15 protein-coding genes are annotated in these 20,739 nt (G+C 44.5%); 4 read left to right on the top strand and 11 right to left on the bottom strand.

Features of this window, described 5'->3' with window-relative positions; genetic code table 11:
* Window positions 1–106: 106 nt before the first annotated feature.
* The 11 genes from BLW10_RS13840 to BLW10_RS11910 form a co-directional block, all read right to left on the bottom strand.
* Window positions 107–961 (bottom strand): hypothetical protein, encoded by an 855-nt coding sequence (locus tag BLW10_RS13840; RefSeq protein WP_177169062.1) that lies wholly within the window; start codon window positions 959–961, stop codon window positions 107–109.
* Between the two features lie 20 nt (window positions 962–981).
* Window positions 982–2,142, bottom strand: coding sequence for a radical SAM protein (locus BLW10_RS11955; RefSeq protein WP_143117068.1), 1,161 nt, complete (start codon window positions 2,140–2,142; stop codon window positions 982–984).
* A 64-nt stretch (window positions 2,143–2,206) separates the two neighbouring features.
* Window positions 2,207–3,523, bottom strand: coding sequence for a glycosyltransferase (locus tag BLW10_RS11950; RefSeq protein ID WP_091335000.1), 1,317 nt, complete (start codon window positions 3,521–3,523; stop codon window positions 2,207–2,209).
* The gene (locus tag BLW10_RS11945; RefSeq protein WP_091334999.1) at window positions 3,523–4,794 is read right to left on the bottom strand and encodes a hypothetical protein; all 1,272 of its coding nucleotides are present in this window, start codon (window positions 4,792–4,794) and stop codon (window positions 3,523–3,525) included. The genes BLW10_RS11950 and BLW10_RS11945 overlap by 1 nt, the downstream gene beginning before the upstream one ends.
* Window positions 4,791–6,029, bottom strand: a complete 1,239-nt coding sequence (locus BLW10_RS11940) for an LbetaH domain-containing protein (protein WP_091334997.1) — start codon at window positions 6,027–6,029, stop codon at window positions 4,791–4,793. Before BLW10_RS11940 ends, BLW10_RS11945 begins: the two co-directional genes overlap by 4 nt.
* Window position 6,030: 1 nt before the next feature.
* A complete protein-coding gene (locus BLW10_RS11935) occupies window positions 6,031–7,320 on the bottom strand; it encodes a radical SAM protein (RefSeq protein WP_143117067.1) in 1,290 nt (429 codons plus the stop codon).
* Window positions 7,321–7,424: 104 nt separating this feature from the next.
* Window positions 7,425–8,273 (bottom strand): NAD-dependent epimerase/dehydratase family protein, encoded by an 849-nt coding sequence (locus BLW10_RS11930; protein WP_091334993.1) that lies wholly within the window; start codon window positions 8,271–8,273, stop codon window positions 7,425–7,427.
* A 4-nt stretch (window positions 8,274–8,277) separates the two neighbouring features.
* Complete coding sequence (locus tag BLW10_RS11925; protein ID WP_091334992.1) at window positions 8,278–8,712, bottom strand: DUF29 domain-containing protein; 435 nt, start codon at window positions 8,710–8,712, stop codon at window positions 8,278–8,280.
* Between the two features lie 20 nt (window positions 8,713–8,732).
* Complete coding sequence (locus BLW10_RS11920; RefSeq protein ID WP_091334990.1) at window positions 8,733–9,296, bottom strand: dTDP-4-dehydrorhamnose 3,5-epimerase family protein; 564 nt, start codon at window positions 9,294–9,296, stop codon at window positions 8,733–8,735.
* 22 nt (window positions 9,297–9,318) lie between these two features.
* On the bottom strand, window positions 9,319–13,803 hold the full coding sequence (locus BLW10_RS11915) for a tetratricopeptide repeat protein (RefSeq protein WP_091334988.1): 4,485 nt from the start codon (window positions 13,801–13,803) through the stop codon (window positions 9,319–9,321).
* Between the two features lie 12 nt (window positions 13,804–13,815).
* On the bottom strand, window positions 13,816–16,194 hold the full coding sequence (locus BLW10_RS11910) for an FkbM family methyltransferase (protein WP_091334986.1): 2,379 nt from the start codon (window positions 16,192–16,194) through the stop codon (window positions 13,816–13,818).
* Between the two features lie 199 nt (window positions 16,195–16,393).
* On the opposite strand from BLW10_RS11910, the gene BLW10_RS11905 reads away from it, so the two are divergent.
* The 4 genes from BLW10_RS11905 to BLW10_RS11890 all read left to right on the top strand — a co-directional run bounded on the left by BLW10_RS11905 (window position 16,394) and on the right by BLW10_RS11890 (window position 20,534).
* Window positions 16,394–17,812, top strand: a complete 1,419-nt coding sequence (locus tag BLW10_RS11905) for an acetyl-CoA carboxylase biotin carboxylase subunit (RefSeq protein ID WP_091334984.1) — start codon at window positions 16,394–16,396, stop codon at window positions 17,810–17,812.
* Window positions 17,813–17,834: 22 nt separating this feature from the next.
* The gene (locus BLW10_RS11900; RefSeq protein ID WP_091335003.1) at window positions 17,835–18,302 is read left to right on the top strand and encodes a Uma2 family endonuclease; all 468 of its coding nucleotides are present in this window, start codon (window positions 17,835–17,837) and stop codon (window positions 18,300–18,302) included.
* Window positions 18,303–18,372: 70 nt separating this feature from the next.
* Complete coding sequence (gene oadA / locus BLW10_RS11895) at window positions 18,373–20,199, top strand: sodium-extruding oxaloacetate decarboxylase subunit alpha (protein WP_091334982.1); 1,827 nt, start codon at window positions 18,373–18,375, stop codon at window positions 20,197–20,199.
* Window positions 20,199–20,534, top strand: coding sequence for a cysteine-rich small domain-containing protein (locus tag BLW10_RS11890; RefSeq protein WP_091334980.1), 336 nt, complete (start codon window positions 20,199–20,201; stop codon window positions 20,532–20,534). Before oadA ends, BLW10_RS11890 begins: the two co-directional genes overlap by 1 nt.
* The last annotated feature ends 205 nt before the right edge of the window (window positions 20,535–20,739 follow it).

The raw sequence follows: 20,739 nt of genomic DNA, 5'->3' as shown, positions 1-20,739 counted from the left end.
CGTGCCAGTTCGCGCTCTGACTTCGTGGACTCGCGTAGCTCCTGACGAATCGCGGGCGTGGTGCGGGCGTTGCGATGTAGGTTCAGATTCATGATGAGATGTTCCCTCAGGTCGCGGATGGTGTCGTCGGCAGTCGCCGCTTGGTCGTCCTCAGCTCATCACTGAGTGTGCGCAGTGCCTCGCGGGCTTGGAACAAAGGATAGCTCCTTTTCGGAATATAATCCCACGGGACGGAACAATCAACACATTTAGCAAGAATTGAAAAGTTCCGATAGTCTGGTTCAAATGCTATATAAACTTGCGGAGTACCACGTTTTTCAACAAGCTTATTAAATGTGTCACCACAAAAAGCACCGCAATCTATAAATGATTGATATCCTTTTCGCATTTCAATATCTGTCGGAAAGTATTGTTCTTCAGGATCAGAAAAATTAAGGTTGTCAAAACATCTAAGGAGACATGCTGTCATTATATTTAAATATGTTTCACGACTTAAGTTATCTTTAAATAATTCAGCACATAATAAAATTTGTTCTTGAAAATTTTCTAAGCGTGGCTCAACTAAACTAGTTTTTATAATCTCAGGAGAAAATGCTTTTTGAATCCAAGGTATAATAGTAACAAAGCCATCTTCAGTAAGATTTTTAGCAACTAAATCATGTATTTCAGTTCCCTGAATAACACAAACTAACACTATAGCTTCTTTTTTCCATGAGTCTTCTACGTGATGTTGATTTGGTAAATAAATAGGAATATCTAAATAATGACTTGGTAAGTTGTTTGCGTGTGAATCTAATATAAATTCTGGTTTTACACCAACCTTTAATAAGGTATCACAGACACACTTTCCAGCCGACCCCGCACCATAAATAACAAATGGGCGACCATTATAATTAGAGACTAACGAAGAAAGTGATGGATTAAAATGCGCTTTATCTAGCGAATTCAGTAAATCTTGCATCCAGAAATTAGATGTTTTTATCATTTTACTGATGCATCTGTATAAGAAAGAAAGTGAGCATAAAAGTTATTTAGTCCTATATTTTTGCAACGTTTACATATATCACGTTTCATAAATAAATCAGCAACTTCCTGAATAGATAAATCAAATATTTTTTTATCTAATGAATACCGAGAACCAAAAACATGTGGACATTGACGAATTGTTCCATCACTGTGAATTACAATCGTGTTTTCACGTACACAATCATTAGATTTGTGTGTTTTGCAATATCTTAAAACTTCATTAATGTCAAATACTAATTTTTGTGCAGTTTTAGCTACGCTTTCTGGCAATGATTGACCTTCCGCATACTCAATAAGCATATCAAGTGGATCTATATACGCAGCATTTACCTTAAATAAGAAATCGTTTTTTTTGCATATTTGCGCAACAGTTTCAATATCATTTTTGTTATTTTTATAAAGATGGTAATTGATTTCGACAATTATTTCAGGATGATAAATTTTTCTCAGTTTAGATAACTGATCAATATTATTAGCAACTTTTTTCCAGCATCCACCTTGATGCATCTGACTATACCAGTCGTCAATTCCTGATACAGAAACACGAAACCAATCCGGTTTAGCCTGAATTGTTTTTTCTAAATGTCGAATATCGTTTAAATTTGATGAGATACCAACTGAAATTCCGCGACTCACTGCATAATTCACCATATCGGGTAAAGCTGGATTAAGTAACGGCTCGCCCCAAGAATACAACTGAACATCAGGAAAAAAATCTACTTCAGCGATTAATTTATCGAGAATTTGGCGATATTGCTCAAATTCCATCATGTTTTTAGTTAAGCCTTGCCCAGTAAAGTTACCATTCGGGCAGGTTGGACATTTAAGCTGACAAACGCCGGAAATATCAATCTCAAAATTCCAACGTTTAAGCTCGGAATATAATATATAATCAATATTTTTTACAAAGTTTTTTGCTAATAATGTATGTTCAATTTCGTTCTCAAAAAACATACTGGTTACAATAACAAACCAGCGATTACATCTATCTAACACTTCTCTATCTAACGCTTCAGGTTGAACAATCTTTACTGTACTGGCAGAGGATGATTGAATCGTTTTATCAATAAAACCCTCAATTTTTACACGATGTCTCTGAAGTGCATCATGGGCCATTACACCATACCGTCCCGCTCCCCAGCAATAAACCGGACGTTCAAGCGATATGGATGCTAAAGTGTTAATGTTCATGAATTAAAGTTTGCGTAATTGTGTGCTGAACACTTTCTAAAACGGCATCATCAAAAAAGGTACCGTAGTGAAAACAAGAACCGCGTGTTTTTGAAAAACAGCCTTGTGGAATCGCTTGCCAAACATCAAGTTTAATTTGACGATTGTTCATTAAATCTTGATAAAAATCAAATATTGAAGTACCACGACACGCCGCTAACAATAATTCATGCGGCTTTAAAGCAGCTTGACTGTTATCATTTAAACTATGCTGGCGTGGCGTATAATCTGAACTTTCAACATAAATTTGATGCCATGCAGCGGTCATTGTATCTAACTGTAATCCTACACTGACTTGCGTCCCACATCGCATTTGTTCTTGCTGTAAATACGATTTATCTGTTGCTACCTGATGTAATGTCTGCACAAAATCTGTAGCAGTATCTGTCATCACACCACACCCTAATAACTCCAGCGTTTCACGCTCATTTTCTGTACCCAACACCACCGGCACCACACCAGCCGCCACTGCCTCTAATAACACCTGCTCCCCAGTTCCATAATGCTGCGGATTGAGCGGATACGCCAACACATCCAAACGGCTCATTAACGCTGGCACATTCGCAACTGGCCCTAAAATTTCAAATTGATCTGCTGCATCAATCGTTTGCGCTGCCGCCCGTAGTGCTTCATGCCTCGGCCCACCAGCTACTACAACAGGCCCCGGAAGCTCCGCCGCTAGACACAACTGCATAAAATCCGGGTGCATCTTAATTGGATCGACGGTACCAACATAGCCCACCCGTATCGGCGCATCACCACGCTCAACACGCGGCAGCATAGTTGGCAACCCCGCAGTACTGCGCACAACGCGAATATCCCGCCCCTGCGCCACAGCGTCAGCTAACGTCGGAGCCTGTAAACTCCAAGACGTTGCTAATACCAATACATCTGGATAATCAGCTAACCCTAACGGAAAATTCTGTGGCGCATAATGACCATTAACATGCGTCCACAATACACAACGAAACGGCGGCAAATCATTACGATACATGAACGCATTGAGCAACGGATGATGCCACCAGTGTATATGCACGATATCCGCTTCATTTAATAACTGTCGTAACGCCGCCTCATTCCAATGCAACCGATCCGCTAAATCAATACCCAATTGCGCCGCCCACGCTTGCGTTCCATTACTTGCCGCTTCCAAACACGCTAAACGATGCCCATAACCGCCGATACGCTGACTATCGACTAAAAACGCCCGCATCACGGTGCCAACACCGCCGCCATAGTGCGGCGCAAGATGTAATACTCGCACCATTACGACGCCTTAACTCGATCCGTTGGAATAGCCATCTGCGCATAGGCGGCACAATAACGATGCAAGCCAAATCCAGCACACCGCTGACACAAGGCCGCACGATGACGCTGCGTCTGAATTTGCTCCAGTGATATGTCGAGATAATTCGCTGCCACACAGTTATCCGCACGGTCGTAGTAAAGCATACACTGACTCACCGACGCATCCCAATTAATATTAACGCAACGTAATACGTCGCAGGCTAACTGTCGTTGCTGATACGCCGCTGCCAGCCCATCATCTAAATTAACGATCAACTGTTCAACCGCTTGACGCGCTGGCTCAGGCAATGGCCGCCCCTCACAATAGCCCAACACATCATCCAGCGAAATCAGATAAGCCGGAATCGGACGCCATTCCAAGTCCAACTCCTCACACAATGCTCGAAACTGCTCCAGCCCCTCACCCACACTATGCCGATAGAGATGGTAATACAGCTCAATTTTCATCGACGGATAAAGCGCCCGCCGCAAGCTGGCGACTTCATGCAAATTAGCGAGAAATTGCGACCAACGCCCGCGTGTGTGAGCAATTTCATATGCTGTACCCCAGCCCGATGCTGAGATCCGCAACCATTCGGGTCGCGCCGCAATGATCCGCGCATAGTCCACGTCAGCATTGAGATTACTTGAAATTGCACACAATACTCCGCGCTCGCGGGCATAGGTGATGATTTCAGGTAACTGCGGATGCAACACCGGCTCACCCCATTGATACAACTGGAGATTACCGACAAATGGACTTTCCGCCAAAATTTTGTCTAGCACCGCACGGAAGGTATCCAGTGACATCAATCCTTGCTTACCTGGCCCCGGAGCGCGACTAGCACGCGGACACGCTAAACACTTCAGATTGCATACACCGACAATATCGACCGAGTAATCAACCGGCTTGAGGCGCGAATAGCCGATAAAATCCACCGAATCAACATATCCCGCAGCCTGAAGCTGCTCGATAATCTCTTGCTCAAAAAACCACGATGCCACGATTACAAATGGTCGCGGTTGCATTGCCGCTACAGCAAGCACCGCTGTTGGCGCAACCACTGGCAAGCCGATAACCTGTGTTGCTAGGCGCTCGGCGGCTTGATCGACAAAGCCATCCAGCGGAATACCGCGCTCTTGCAACACTGATGCAATGCCGCGTCCCTGATTACCCGCTCCCCAGATCCACAGCGGACGGTTGGCAGCGGCACAACGCAGGTGCTCTAAGATGTGTGTGCTGTCAGTCATAAACCATCATCTAGAATACGCTCTTCCAGATACACAGCTGTGTAATGATGCAGCCCGTGACTCATGCAACGCTCGCAGAATGCACTCCCCTGACGCCGCGCTAGAATGTCACTCAAGGGCGTCGCTAAAAAATCATCGGCAATGAATGGCTTGAAATAAACACCACAAAACCGCACGCGACCATCCCAGTTGATCGGCAAACAGCGTTCTTCAGGGCAGGGCAAATGGCGACGCTGGCGTGCCCGTTCTAAGCCGCTATCAATATCAAGCAGCATCAATTCCAACGTGCGTTGCGCTTCAGGAGATAGCGGACGCCCTTCAACATAATCAAGCACATTATCAAGCGAATAGAGATATGCCATGTTGGGCCGAAAGATTAGCCTTAATTCATCGCACAGTGCTTGCATTGCCCGATAACTCGCACCCAAACTATGACGATACAGATGATAATTCAGGACAATTTGCAAATCAGGATGATACTGCTCGCGTAATTGCGCAAGTTGGCGCAGATTGACTAAAAACTGCTCCCAATTGCCGCCGGTGTGACCAATAGAGTAGCTTTCGCCATAACCGGATGCCGACACTTTGATCCAATCGGGACGAGCCGCGACGACGGCTTCTAAATCCCGTGCCGCCTTCAAATTCGTCGAAATCGCACTTAATACCTGCGCTTCGCGGGTCGCCGCAATCATCGCTGGTAGTTGTCGATTGAGCAGCGGTTCACCCCAAGCATACAACTGAATACTGCCAAGAAACGGCAATTCAGCCAGTAACTTATTGAGAATTGCGTTATAGGTATCCAGCGCCATAAAACCGGTTGGCGGGCGGTCGCTAAGATTACCCTGCGGACAAGAAATGCAATGCAAATTGCACAGACCAGAAACATCAATGCTTGGATCAATATCATTCAGCCAGCGCGAAGACAGATAATCATGTTCAGCAATCAATCCCTGCTCACGGCAATGTGCTTCAATCGCTTGATCGTGATGTCCTGAACCGATGACAATAAAAGCATTTCCAGCTTGCGCTTGCTCCAGCACAGGTTCAGGCGCACACACCGGATAGCCCAGCGCGGTTTGCCCCTGCATCGCTGGACTGGAATCAATAAAACCAGCGACCGATAATCCGGCGCGTTGTAATGCTCGGCAGACGCCTTGCCCAACAATCATCGCGCCCCAAATCCACACGGCACGAGCGCCAAAGGCATCAGCAAGTCGTTGCTGATTCCAGTCCATATCAGACCGCTCCAACAGTAGACGGTAAGCTGTCGCGTTCGGCAATTAGCCGCTCGTCGCTATAAACAATAAAGCAACGATGAATGCCGCGTTCTTTGCAACGAGCGCAAAACTCACTCGCTTCGCGGGCCGCAATCAATTGTGCCGGGGTCGTATCCATAAAACTCCCGGGCACAAGATTGAGATCGGGTTGATACCACTCCATGCAGTGCGCAAGCTCCAGATTCCAATTGATCCACAGATGGCGCTCGTAATAACACGGACGATGACGTTCGGCATGCGCCAACCGCATAACTTCTTCGACCTGAAGCTGTTGTAGCGCCATCGTCTGCTGCACGCGCTCGTTGACCGGACGCCCATCCAAAATCGCTTCAATATTATCCAATGGGGCCAGAGCCGCATGGCGATAGCGTAGCATAAACCCTAGTTCATCGCACAGCGCCTGCCAGCGCAGAATGTCATCGCGGTTATGGTTATAGATGTGATAGAACACTTCGACTAGCAGTTCAGGATGATGCTGATCGCGATACTTGGCGAGACGCCGTACATTCTCCATCAACCGCGTCCAATTACCGCCGGTATGCGTGATCTCATAGCGATCTTCCCAGCCAGACACTGAGATTCGGAACCAAGTGGGACGGGCGGCAATCACTGGCTCAAAATCCAGTTTAAAGCTCAGATTGCTCGATAAAGCGGATAACAACCCGTATTCATGGGTGATAGCGAGAATGTCCGGCAATTCACGATTGAGCAGCGGCTCACCCCAGTTATACAGCGTGATAATGCCGGTATAAGGATCGTCATGTAAAATTTTCTCAATCAGCGCCCGATACACGGTTGCCGACATAAACCCCTTCGGACGATGGGTATCAAAATTACCACGCGGACAAGAAATACAGCGCAGATTACAGCTTCCAGCAATATCAACTTGATAATTAAACAGCCTTAAATCACCTTGAATAATAACATCGCGTCCAAGTATAAAACCATACTGCTGACATTGTTCAACAATCGCATCAGCATGAAATCCCGAGGCGATCAAAATAAACGCTGATTGCGGGGTAGCGGTAGCAAAAAACACGTCAGGCAATTGGATTGCTTTACCAAATACCTGCTGCCCTTGTAATGCCAAGCTGGAATCAATAAAAGCGTGTGTATCAAGTTGATGACGCTGCAACACCTGATAGGCAGCATATCCGTCATGCCGTGCGCCCCAGATGTGAACGGTACGACGACCAATCAGCGTCTTAAGTTGAACGGGCGTCGGAATTTGGTCAATGTTGGTGTTCAAACGGGCACCATTGGCATCTTGACGGACTATTGCGCTCGGCACTGAAGCGAGTCGCGGCGCATGTTGAGAGAGCTATCGACCGCACAGACAAAAACTTGAGTGTTTTAGACGGAAAAAATCTGCTGAAGCCGCGATGCATCTCCCCAAAACGCCAACGGCTCATAGTCGGGATAGGGATAGCAGCCCAGTTGAGGACTAATCGCTAAACCGTGCGTGGTAATCCAGTGTTCAACCAAACTGCGCACCGCGATTGGACGCCCAGAACAAAGATTCACTAGATTAAAAGCACATGGATGTATAGCCAAGTTCACCAAATACCGCGCTGCTTCAGTGACAGGTAAATAATCGCGTAATTGCTCGCCGCCCGACATCTTGAATACAGACTCACCGCGTTGAGCTGCTGCTAGGAGTTGCGAATACAGCGAACTAGCCGCCTGACCAGCACCCCAGAGATAAAACAACCGCGCCCAAATTAAGGTCGTTGTTGTGTTAGCCGTCAAAAACGTCAGTTGACGGCGTAGCGTATCCTTCGCTAAACCATACGCCGTACAAGGATTTGTCGGCATTTGCTCCAAAAGTGCGCCACTGTGTAAACCATACTCAAAACAGGTACCAGCTACAACTAGCTTGGGTAATCCCGCGTCAATTAAGCATTGCAAAAAACGATATTGATGTAACAATTCGCGCTCAAAATGCTGGCGTGAATGATAATTTGGCAGACCATTCCACGCCAAATGAATCAGTACATCTGGACAGCCGAGTTGTTCAAAAGCATCAGGCGGCGGATGAGTAATATCTAAAGCTACAAAACGACAGCGACTATCTTGAGCCAGTGAATTACGCCCACTGACAACGCATTCCAAATTATTGTTAAGACAGTATTGAACGACATGACGGCCAAGAAACCCGCTTGCACCCGTCACAGCAAAACGTAATGTTGTGCTAGGTTTCACAATGTTAATCTGGATAAAATAGTGGGTTCAAAATATCCATTTCTGAATATGGGCAACTATCGGGAAACATATTTTCGTCCAATCCAGTTTCTTTAGCGGCTAAGAGCATCGCATCCCCATAAGCGTCAGTAACAAAATCGCACAATCGCACCTGTAAACTTGGATTATCACGTAACAACCGCTGTAATTGACGACGCTGTTCTTTAAGTGTGAGCTGCCAACTGCGACCGCGAAACGATGGTTGATATTGCCATTTCAGTAAATGCGCTAACAATACTGCCAATCGATTGATGAGTTCTCGACGCTCGCCTGCACCCATGCTGGTTAACTCTTCAATCAAACTTTCAAGGTCAACTTCTGACCAGCGTCGCATTTTGAGCAAATCAATTTGCTGCTGTGTCCAAGCATAAAAGTCAACGTCATGTAATATTTTGTTCATGTAACAATTTGTTATTGCAGTTACAGTTGCAAACCTAAAAACTGCGAGTCAATAAAAGGATGCGCACGATCACGCGATGAGAGTTCAGTAATCGGCAAAGGCCAAGCAATTGCAAGTTGGCTATCTTCTGGATTTAATCCAGCTTCATAATCAGGCGCATACGCTGTTGTATTAAAATAAAGCAATTCCGCATCATCAGTTAATGTTTGAATACCATGCGCACAACCTTGAGGAATCACCAACATGCGTCCATCGCCAGCCGTAAGGCGTTCGCCGTGCCATGTTAAAAAACTTGGTGATTCAGCACGCACGTCAACGGCAACATCAAAAATTTCACCACGCAAACACATCACTATTTTAATTTCAGTATGAGGTGGACATTGATAATGCAGCCCACGGACAGTTCCCCGTCGATGCGTAACACTCCGATTGACCTGCACGATAGGTTGACCGCCTGTGAATGCTGCTAACTCATCAGCACAAAATACCCGCTCGAACCAACCCCGCTCATCAGTAATCGACTGGCGTTCAATAACAACAACACCCGTAAGCTCCGTTAGCTGAATATGAAAGCGTTGAGACATAATATTTAATCAGACAGCAAATTTATGGATACACTTCAAACACCTGTGGCGACTTACCTGCACACCATAAACACCACATTTGACGCAAAACTTTTTCAAGAGTTCGCGTAAAACCTACCTCATCGCGTAATGGGCTATGTTCAAGCCGTTCCCGTAATCCGGCACGTAAGTTGCTCAACTCACAACGATTACTTGCCCAATAAGTTGCAATTTGGACATAATGTTCTGGTGAATCCGCAATAAAGTCTGTTAAACCAACTTGAGTCAACAAACTTTTTCCAACTCGTGCTGCATGACGATCTCCAGCTAAGGTAATAACTGGAACACCCATAAATAACGCTTCGCAAGTTGTTGTAGTTCCATTGTAAGGAAAGGTATCAAGAGCGATATCCATACGATGATATTGCTGCAAATGTTCAATATGCGAATCAACACGTCCAAGTAATTCTAATCGTTCCATTGAAATACCACGTTTAGCAAATTGCGCTATTACTTGATTCCAAATAGCAGCATCTTTAGCGCGTGGATTCTTTAGTAATAAACGACTATTCGGAATCACCAATAGAATTTGACTCCAAATATCGAGTGTCAAAGATGTTACTTTAGCTAACGTGTTAAAAGAGCCGAAAGTTATAAAGTCATTGTTTAAGCAAGGTAATGATTCGACGGATATATTAATCGCAGCGTCCTGTGGACGATAACAAAGAAAACCATGCGGTAATCTAATAAGCGATTCTGAGTGATATGTATCAGCTTCATTAAATGGATCAGTAATGTCATCAACTAAACGATAATCCATCGCTGATAATCCTGTTGTATTAGGATAACCAATCCAACTAATTTGTATTGGTGCTGGTTTAGCTGCAAATGCTAACAGGGCATTATCTTCGGTGTGACCACTTAGATCAAAAAGAATGTCAATATTATCTGATCGAATGCGATTTGCTAAATCAGACATATTTAATTGTCCGGCCTCAATCCAAGAATCTGCTAAAGCTTGAAATGTGCATGTCCGTTGATCGGAGTAGCGACTAGTCATATAACAAAATATTTCAAATTGCTGACGATCAAGTTGTTCTAAAACAGCTTGCAAAAAAAATGAAACCGAGTGTTGCCGAAAATCACCGGAAACAAACCCTAAACGTAAACATCGCTCAGGATCGCGATTAACATGGATAGGTTCTGGCAACCGAGCTATTGTTGTGGCTTGCTTTAATTCAAATTCGCAGTGTGCTTCAAAGATTTGCTCTCTTGATAGATCTGAGCGGTAATTAATGCAAAACAAACGATTATGCCAAGCTTCGCGCAAATTAGGATTGATATATATGGCTTTGGTATAACCTTCATATGCTTCCAACAAAAGACCTTGATCTTTTAATAAATTGCTACGATTATTTAAAGCATAAACCATATCAGGCTTTATAGCTAATGCAGCATCGTAACTGTTTATCGCTTCTTGATAACGTCCAATAAGTGCTAACTGAACTCCGCGTTTGTTTAAAGCGTCGACATGATTAGGATCATATTTAAGTGCTTCTTCAAAAGCCGTAAGTGATTCTTCAATACGCCTTAAAAAATGTAGTGCAAGTCCTTTATTACAATAAAATTCAGGTGTTTGGGGGGAAATTTCTAAAGCTTTAGAATAGTAATTTAATGCTTCTTGATGTTTTCCAAGATCACCAAGTACAGTTCCTAAGTTGTTGTACGCTAGCGCATAATTTGGATCTATTTCAATAGCACGCCGAAAACACTTTAAAGCTTCCTTAAATCTTTTCAGGTTATGCAAGGCTGAACCAAGTGAATTAATGCATACTGAATCATTAGGGGCGATACGGTTAGCTTCTAATAAAATTGTAAGTGCTTCTTGAAAACGATTTGTTTTAACAAGTATAGCGCCAAGAATTTTCCAAGCCAATTTGTCTTTGGGATACGTTTCAATTATTTGACGAGCAGTGCTTTCTGCTTTGTCATATTGTTCTTGATTAAATAAGTTAATAATTAAATCTTGCTGGGATAGAGAAGGTGATTGTGTTTGATGATATTTTAAAATTTTGTTTTGGGGTAACGAACAAAAATGTGTTTTTTTTGATACAAAATTTGATGTATCACCATTAAATGGTTCTGGTTGCTTACCCGCGCACCAAAGATGCCACATATGACGCAAAGTAGTTTCGAGTGTTTGCGTAAAACCAACTTCATCACACAAAGAACTATGCTCTAAACGCTCACGTAATTCTTTTCGTAACTGGGTCAAAAAAGTTTTGTTAGCGGCTAAATCTTTGGCAATTCGAATATACTCTTCTTGTGAATTTGCGATAAGTTTAAATAAACCCACTTGGTTTAAAAGACTCGCACCAACACGCGAAGCATGACGATCTCCAGCGAGACTAATAACAGGAACACCCATAAGTAATGCTTCGCAAGTTGTAGTTGTTCCATTATAAGGAAAAGTGTCGAGTGCAATATCAATTTCATTGTAAGCTTCTAAGTGCTCCTGATAATTTTGAGTTCGCATTTGAATTTCTAAACGTTCATTTTTAATATTATGTGTTGCAAAATATTTTACTAACCTAGTCCAAGTTTCTTGTTCAGAAACTAAGCTGCTTTTTAATTTTAATCGGGAATTTGGAACATTAAGTAGTATATCAACCCAAAGCTTAAGAGTGACTGATGAAATTTTAGCTAGATTATTAAAAGATCCAAACGTAATATAACCATTTTTTGTATAGGGCGCTAAAGCAACTGGCAAAGGATCAAGCAAAATCCACGGACGATAACACAAAAAACTTTGAGGCAATCGAATTAAGCGTTCAGAATGTAGCACATCAGATTTTTTTAGTGGATCTGTAAATTGATCAACTAAACGATAATCAATAGATTTTAAACCAGTGATATTAGGATAACCAAGCCAAGTAATTTGTATAGGGGCCGGCTTAGCTGCAAATACAGCTAAAGCATTACTGCTTGTATGCCCACTCAGATCAATTAACAAATCAATGCTGTCATTATAAATACAATCGGCAAGCTCATGCTGATCTATTGTATCTGCTTGCAACCAATGATCGACTAAATTTTTACATTTTGTTGTATATATGTCTTCAATATGTGATGTTGAGTAGCAATAAATTTCAAAGTTTTTTTTATCAAAATGCTCTAAAACTGGCAGTAAGAAAAAAATGACTGGATGTTGCCGAAAATCACCAGATACAAAACCAAGACGCAGTCGTTTATTTGGATTTATGTCACGTTCTTTATTTGGTAAACGCTTACTCTGTTTTTCTAAAAAAACTCCAAAAGCAACATGTTCGCTGATAATCCGTTCTATTGAAATATCAGAAATATAGTTTAAACACATCAAACGATTTTGCTGGGCAACCATTAAATCAGGCTGAATTGTCAGTGCAAAATCAAAACCTTTAAGTGCTTCTTCTGGGCAACCTTGGGCAGTCAGTATATTACTGCGATTAGTAATCGCAGCAGCAAATTTTGGTTTGATTGATAATGCGTTGTCTAAGCTTTTTAGTGCTTCATTTAAACGCCCTAGTTCTGATAAAGCAATTGCTTGGCTATAAAAAATATCTGATTTTTCTTCTTGTGTAGTCGAAATTTTTAACAATTTATTGTAAATATCTAATGCATTTTCAGGTTGGCCTAGTTGTAAAAATAGTGCTGCCAAATTTCCATGTGCTTTTATATATTTAGGACGGCATAAAATGGCTTTGGAATAGCTTTTAATTGCTGCTTGATATTGTTTTAAATATTGTTGAGATTGACCTTGGTTAAACCAAGTTTCAGCTAAGTCAGGGCGCAAAAGCGTGGCTGCTTGGTAACATTCCAAAGCTTTATCATATTGCTTTAAGTTTTGATAAACTTGTCCTAAGCTATTTAATATTTCAGCATCACTTGAGTTAATTTGAAGCGCACGCTCTAAAAAAAATTTTGCTTGATTAATATCGTTTTTATGTACTAATAATGTTCCTAATACTTTCCATCCCAGAACATCATCGGGATATTTTTCGATAAGTTGATAAGCTTGAACTTGTGCAGCATCGAATTTTTTAAGCCGAAGTAATTGAAACAACATTTTTTTTCGTGTAGATGGTATAAGTTTGGCAACATCTACGTTAGATCGATTACTAGTAATATTTTTTTTAACCAAATCTAGTAGTTCTTGTATCTCTGAAGTGTTGAATCCTAATGATTTAGCACGCTCAATAACAATTAATGCGTTTTCATTTTGTTTTGCAATAAAAAATCCTTGCGCTAAAGCAAACCAATAGTTACCATTACTTGGTTCAATTTCTAAAGCTTGTTTTAAATGCTCTAAACCAATCTCAAAACGATTTGTTTCCAGTGCTAAAATTCCTAGATTTAAATGCGCCTCAGAACAATTTTTTTCGCGCTCTAAAATAGACCAATACAGTTTTTCTGCTAACTTAAATTGCTCACTTTGATGATAAGCAGCTGCTTTCTCAAGAATTGATTTTGTTAGATCTGTGTTTATCATTAGGATGCAACTTCAAGAAAGGCTCAGCAAATAATCTTTTGCATAGTTTTTATTTTCTCTTTGATCGATAAGAAGTAAAACCTCATAACAAAAATCATAAGACTTTACGACTTGATCAAGCAAGATTGCTAATTTTTTCAGTTTAAGTGTACTGAGTTGTTCAAGCGTCCTGAAGTCGCGCACAAAAATAGCATCAGACCATAAAGCTTGAGAGCGTCCAACAGCGGCTACACTGCCAGATTGCGAAAATTTCTTAAATCGTCTACTCGCAATACCATCAAAGCTATGTAACAAAAAACCTTTTTCACGAAGAAAAAGCTCAACTTCAGAAAATAATGGCTGATTTTCATATAACGGCACAAACTCAACTTCAGTCCAGATTACAAGTACTTGATTAAGGTGATCTTCGGCTCCTTGAAAAACATCTAGTTCCGCTCCTTGTACATCGATTTTAATAAGATCAATATCTTGAATTTCTGATAAATCAGCAATTTTTACTGTTTTAACAGAGTGAGTGTTTTTCAGTCTAACCAGCTCATCTAAGTTTTCAAAACGTTGGAGTAAAGCGGTGTTTGGCTTGAACAGCGAACCAGTCATTGACCAATTAGTTTCGTAGAATGTTGCAGATTTTCCTGATCCAACAAATTGCGGTAAATAACGATACCGAGCATCACTTCGATAAAGCTTATTTAAGTGTTCACATTGCTCCAAATTTGGTTCAAATCCTAAAACTTGCGTAATTCCAGCTTGCATAATTTCTGCATAGGGTTCTGTAAAACGGCCAAAACTTGCTGCGCCAACATCTAAAATTTGAATGTGAGATTTTTTTAAGTCGTTAATAAAAAACTGAGTAATTTTCTTTAAATTATTTTGAGATGGATTATTGTTTTGATTTTGTAATAACAACTGCCACCAATCAACATTAAGGTGATTGGGAGTTTGCTGCGCAATGTTTAAAATACTTGTAGCATTTAAATTGATTTTTCTGCCATTTTTTAACGAAACTAATATGCGGCGGCGCTCCATTTGCGGTGAGCGATTAGGATTTTCAGATACATATTGCAACCATTGATTATCAGTTTTAAAGTACGATGAATAGGTAGAGTATCTTTCAAAACTTTCCACAATTTGCGCATGTAGCCAAGCATCTAAACCTTGCGGTGAATGCTGTTCATATTCGGCTAATAAAGGTAAGAACGGCCAATCGATACGTGCCTGCAAACCAGTTTGCAGTAATTTTAATAAAGAGCTGTTTAGCTCAACAGCGGCTGTACGCAAGCCTTCATCATATAAAGCTCGAATATGCAATATCAACACAGCTAAATGTAGACTACCGGCTGTTGCCAAGTTTTCTAGTAGCGTGCGACTTTGCTTAAACCATGCCCAACGTTGCGGCAATGGTTGATCTAAACACTTTGAGCTTAGGTAGGCATTTAATGCGAGTTCATACGCTTGCCATAGCTGATCTTGACCATGATCAACAGCTTGCCAAGCTTGAATTGTGTGTCCGTTTGGATTAACGGCAGCAACGTAAGGTAATTGTTCAAGCACTTGCGGCCAAGTTACGATTGGCGGCAAAGCAGATGTTGTTAAATCTTCTGCGCTCAGCAAGTAGCCATTTGCTCGCAAACGTGCTGCACAACTTGGTTTACAAGCAAACAAATTAAGCTGATAACTATCCAAAACTTCATCAAAGGCAACTGGAATTAATGCTGAAAGCCCGGGTATTAAACGATAACAATCCATGCCAAGTTTATTAAAAGCTTCTAGTAATCCAGTATTAGGTATGTTTCCATGCTTCCATTCAAACATGACAAGCGGATCATGCTCAGAAAAAAACTGCACGCCACCATTTAAAATCCGTATTTCTTCACCTTCAGCATCTAGCTTAATTAAGTCAATAGTAAACTGCGTTGGCCAAGCATCTGCTTTAATTAAAGCATCCAGCGTTGTCAGACGTACTGTTTCAGTTGCGGAATTAGCTGAAGATGTCTTACAAAGTGAGTTAAGCTCACTGTTCGTATCAATATATAAATTTGCTTGACCATCGTGATCGGATAATCCTAATTGATATAATTTAATAACGGAGTTAAAATTATTTTCTTGTATGCTTTGTTGTAACAAAGCCGCTGGTACAGTTGCAGGCTCGAATGCCATGACGAGTCCTTGTCCGTTTAAGCGTTTAGCAAGGCTTAAAGTATAAACGCCATGATTGGCTCCAATATCAATAATTCCCATACCTGGCTTAACAAGTTTCCGCAAAAACGGCAATTCCTGTTCAAACCAATCTTCTTGTTCTAATAACACATAGGTTGTCATCAAGCGTAGATCAGGCTGCACACAAATTCGCACGCCATCTGCGATATTTAGAATCCAATAGTGATTAGTCATGTTTTCAGTTTAGCTCAAATTGAGTTAAATGATTAGAATTTTTACTCAATAAGTGACATAACGCAACTACCATATTCAGCAATTGCTTTGCAGATCAGCCCACTTCCGCTATATTGCTGCGTAACAGCATTCATTGCGAGCCGACGTGATTCGGCTTGCCAACGCCATATTACGGCCAGCCGTTTTTAGAGATCAACTTATGCTCCGTAAGATCCTAATCGCCAACCGCGGCGAGATCGCTGTGCGCATCATCCGCGCCTGTGCCGAACTGGGCATTCGCTCGGTGGCCATCTATTCCGAAGCCGACCGTCACTCGCTCCATGTCAAAAAGGCCGACGAAGCCTACAGCTTGGGTAGCGATCCAGTCGCCGGTTATCTCAACGTTCATAACATCGTCAACCTCGCGGTGATGACCGGCTGTGATGCTGTGCATCCGGGCTACGGCTTTTTGTCCGAAAACCCTGAGTTGGCGCTGACCTGCGCCCGACGCGGGATCACCTTTATCGGCCCCAATGCCGAGGTCATCGCCCGCATGGGTGATAAAACCGCCGCTCGCCAAGCGATGCAAAAAGTCGGCGTGCCAGTCACCCCCGGCAGCCCGGGCAATCTGGATAGTCTCGACGAGGCGCTCGCGTACGCCGACACCATCGGCTATCCGGTCATGCTCAAGGCGACCTCCGGCGGCGGTGGGCGTGGCATTCGTCGCTGCGATGATGCCGCCGCGCTGCGCCACAACTACGAGCGCGTGATCTCCGAAGCCACCAAAGCCTTTGGCCGCGCTGAGGTGTTTTTGGAAAAGTGCGTGGTCAATCCCAAGCACATCGAAGTCCAGGTGCTCGCCGATCATCATGGCCACTGCATCCATCTGTTCGAGCGCGACTGCTCGATTCAGCGGCGCAATCAAAAGTTAATCGAGATCGCCCCCTCTCCGCAACTGGATGATGCCCAGCGTCAATATGTCGGCGGTTTAGCGGTGCTCGCGGCGCGGTCGGTCGGCTATACCAACGCCGGAACGGTGGAGTTTTTGCTTGACGCCGACGGGCGGTTTTATTTCATGGAGATGAACACCCGCATTCAGGTCGAGCATACCATCACTGAGACGATCACCGGCGTTGATCTGGTCGAGGAACAGATCCGCGTCGCCGCTGGGCTGCCGCTGCGCTACCGTCAGGATCAGATTCAGCGGCGCGGTTTTGCGATCCAGTTCCGCGTCAATGCTGAGGATCCCAAAAACAACTTTTTGCCGAGTTTTGGGCGCATCTCGCGCTATTACGCGCCCGGCGGCCCGGGTGTGCGAACCGATGGGGCCATTTATACCGGCTACAATGTGCCGCCTTATTACGATTCGATGCTGGCCAAGCTCATTGTTTGGGCGCTGGATTGGGAGGATGCGGTCAATCGCGGCTGTCGGGCGTTGCGCGATATGGGCGTCTATGGGGTCAAAACGACGCTTCCGTTTTATCAGGAGATTCTGCGTCATCCCGATTTCCGCGCTGCCAACTTTAATACCGGCTTTTTAGAGTCGCATCCCGAATTGTTGAATTATTCAACGAAGCGTCGCCGCGAGGATATTGCCGCCGCGATTGCCGCCGCGATTGCCGCGCACGCTGGGCTGTAGCGGATTGCTGGAGACTGTCATCATGCAGTGGTCAGACGTTATCACCGATCCGGCGCTTAAAGATTTGCCTTACAAGATCGAGACCAACGAATACGGACAACTGGTTATGTCACCGCATAAACGTCGCCACGCGATCTGGCAAGGCGAGATCGAATGGTGTTTGCGGCAGTGTTTGCCACAGGGTCGCACGGCACCAGAATTTGCCGTCGATACGGATTCGGGCACCAAAACACCGGATGTGGTCTGGTATTCTCGCGACCGCGAAGCGCAACTCTTAGCCGATCAACGACTTGCGCCAGAAATCTGCATTGAAGTGCTCTTCAATAGCAAGACTGAGCGCGAAATGGCCACTAAACGAACGCTGTATTTTGCTGCTGGTGCGCTGGAAGTCTGGCAGTGCGACGACAGCGGCGCGTTACGCTTTTTCACGCCAGCCGGCGAGCAACCCCAGTCAACGCTGGCTCCACAGTTTCCGCGCCAACTCGACTGACTCCGCGCCACCTAATCATGCGGGCGACTGCGTACCGGCTCGCCGAACTGACCGATTTTGAGACCAAACGATGCCAAAAATCCACATTACTGATGTCATCCTGCGCGACGCGCATCAATCTCTGCTCGCCACACGGATGCGTACCGAGGATATGTTGCCGATCTGTCCGAAGCTCGACGCGATTGGCTACTGGTCGCTGGAGTGCTGGGGCGGCGCGACCTTTGATGCCTGTGTGCGCTTTCTGAAAGAAGATCCCTGGGAGCGTCTGCGGCAATTGCGCGAGGCGCTGCCGAACACGCGCTTGCAGATGTTGCTACGTGGGCAAAATCTGCTCGGCTATCGTCATTATTCTGATGATGTAGTGCGAGCATTTGTGAAGCGGGCAGCGGATAACGGCATGGACGTATTCCGCATCTTTGATGCGCTCAACGATCTACGCAATCTCAAAACTGCAATTGAGGCTACGAAAGCTGCCGATAAACACGCCCAAGGCACGATTTGCTATACCGTCAGTCCGGTTCACACCATCGCCGGATTTGTTCAATTGGGGCGCGAATTGGCGGCGATGGGGTGTGATTCCATTGCCATCAAAGATATGGCGGGATTATTAACCCCCTTTGCGACGGCGGAACTGGTCAAGGCGCTCAAGGACAGTGTGAATTTACCGCTGCATTTGCATTCACATGCGACCTCAGGCTTGGCCGATATGTGTCACCTGAAAGCGATTGAAAACGGTTGTGACACACTCGATACCGCGATCTCGTCACTGGCTGGCGGCACCTCGCATCCACCGACTGAAAGTATCGTCGCGGCATTGCGCGGGACTGAATATGATACCGGATTGAATCTGGAAGCGATTCAAGAAGTCGGGATGTATTTTTATCAAATTCGCAAAAAATATCATCAATTTGAGAGCGAATTTACCGGCGTCGATACCCGCGTACAGATCAATCAGGTACCGGGCGGCATGATCTCGAATCTCGCCAATCAATTAAAAGAACAGAACGCGCTCGACCGCATGAGCGCCGTGCTCGAAGAAATCCCGCGTGTGCGTCAAGATCTCGGCTATCCGCCGCTGGTGACGCCGACTTCGCAGATTGTCGGCACACAGGCGGTATTCAACGTCCTGACCGAAAAGCGGTATCAGACCATCACCAACGAAGTCAAACTCTATCTACAGGGGCGCTATGGCGCGGCTCCAGCGGCAGTCAATCCGACGCTGCAACAGCAGGCCATCGGCAATGAAGATCTGATCGACTGCCGCCCGGCCGATCTGCTCAAGCCGGAATTGGAGCGCCTGACGCACGAAATCGGGCCGCTGGCGCTGTCAGATGACGATGTATTGACGTATGCAATGTTCCCCGAAGTTGGGCGCAGTTTCTTAGAACAACGCGCCGAGGGGACGCTGATACCCGAACCGCTCGAACCATCGCCGAATGCGAGTGCGCCGGCGAAGGCTGCGCCGACGGAATTTAATATCAATGTTCACGGCGAGACCTATCACATTAAGGTGACGGGTGCGGGACATAAAGGACAAGCCGAGCGTCATTTTTATTTCACCATCGACGATATTCCCGAAGAAGTGGTCGTCGAAACGCTCGATGAATTAGTGCTCACTGGCGGCGGTGCGGCGAGTGGCCCGCGTGCTATTAGCGGCAAGCGACCTAAGCCGAGTCAACCTGGGCATGTCACAACATCGATGCCGGGTAATATCGTCGATGTGCTGGTAAAAGACGGTGATACGGTGATTGCCGGTCAGCCGCTGATTGTCACCGAAGCGATGAAAATGGAAACCGAAATTCAGGCGCCAATTACTGGCACTGTGACAGCGGTGTATGTGAGCAAAGGCGAAGCGGTTAATCCCGATGAAGTGTTAATCGAGCTGACTGCCGCCTGATGCACCCTCAAAACACCACGGCTCATATTGCCTACAAAGGTTTTACGAACCGTGATTGCCCGTTTTATCCCTGTCATACTGGAGTAAAACGGGCATTTAACTGCTTATTTTGTTATTGCCCGTTGATTGCGTATGACTGTCCGGGGCCATATCGAGTGTATACCGATGCCTATGGAATGCCGCGCAAGGATTGTACCGCCTGTCGTCTGCCGCATGATGGCTATGCGGCATCTTGGGCGTTTATTCAAAAATGGTTAGAGCGGCCGGTGTTGTGGTGCGGCAGTGAATTGACTGCGCGGGAGCGGATAGCGCGGCGGCGTGATTTGATAGCTTAGTTGATTACGCTATCAAGAGCAGTCGCTCGGATTTAGCAGGCGCGTTAGCCTATCAACGTCCAATAATTATGCGGTTTGTCCATTATTATTGAGCTAGATTTTATACTAAACTGATACCGATTTTTCGTTTTTGACAATTAACCGATAATAGAAAAATTCTCTGTCAGCAAAGAACGCAGCTCGCTTTTGTATTGACTTGGGTTCG

Origin of the sequence: Allochromatium warmingii (assembly GCF_900107145.1) — a bacterium.
Taxonomy (GTDB): domain Bacteria; phylum Pseudomonadota; class Gammaproteobacteria; order Chromatiales; family Chromatiaceae; genus Thermochromatium; species Thermochromatium warmingii.
This window is presented reverse-complemented; position numbering and strand designations above follow the sequence as displayed.

Bases quoted from the DNA above. Each gene is read 5' to 3' on its own strand.
- BLW10_RS13840 (WP_177169062.1), bottom strand. From the start codon at position 961: ATGCAAGATTTACTGAATTCGCTAGATAAAGCGCATTTTAATCCATCA.
- BLW10_RS11955 (WP_143117068.1), bottom strand. From the start codon at position 2,142: ATGGCCCATGATGCACTTCAGAGACATCGTGTAAAAATTGAGGGTTTT.
- BLW10_RS11950 (WP_091335000.1), bottom strand. From the start codon at position 3,523: ATGGTGCGAGTATTACATCTTGCGCCGCACTATGGCGGCGGTGTTGGC.
- BLW10_RS11945 (WP_091334999.1), bottom strand. From the start codon at position 4,794: ATGACTGACAGCACACACATCTTAGAGCACCTGCGTTGTGCCGCTGCC.
- BLW10_RS11940 (WP_091334997.1), bottom strand. From the start codon at position 6,029: ATGGACTGGAATCAGCAACGACTTGCTGATGCCTTTGGCGCTCGTGCC.
- BLW10_RS11925 (WP_091334992.1), bottom strand. From the start codon at position 8,712: ATGAACAAAATATTACATGACGTTGACTTTTATGCTTGGACACAGCAG.
- BLW10_RS11920 (WP_091334990.1), bottom strand. From the start codon at position 9,296: ATGTCTCAACGCTTTCATATTCAGCTAACGGAGCTTACGGGTGTTGTT.
- BLW10_RS11915 (WP_091334988.1), bottom strand. From the start codon at position 13,803: ATGATAAACACAGATCTAACAAAATCAATTCTTGAGAAAGCAGCTGCT.
- BLW10_RS11910 (WP_091334986.1), bottom strand. From the start codon at position 16,194: ATGACTAATCACTATTGGATTCTAAATATCGCAGATGGCGTGCGAATT.
- BLW10_RS11905 (WP_091334984.1), top strand. From the start codon at position 16,394: ATGCTCCGTAAGATCCTAATCGCCAACCGCGGCGAGATCGCTGTGCGC.
- BLW10_RS11900 (WP_091335003.1), top strand. From the start codon at position 17,835: ATGCAGTGGTCAGACGTTATCACCGATCCGGCGCTTAAAGATTTGCCT.
- oadA (WP_091334982.1), top strand. From the start codon at position 18,373: ATGCCAAAAATCCACATTACTGATGTCATCCTGCGCGACGCGCATCAA.
- BLW10_RS11890 (WP_091334980.1), top strand. From the start codon at position 20,199: ATGCACCCTCAAAACACCACGGCTCATATTGCCTACAAAGGTTTTACG.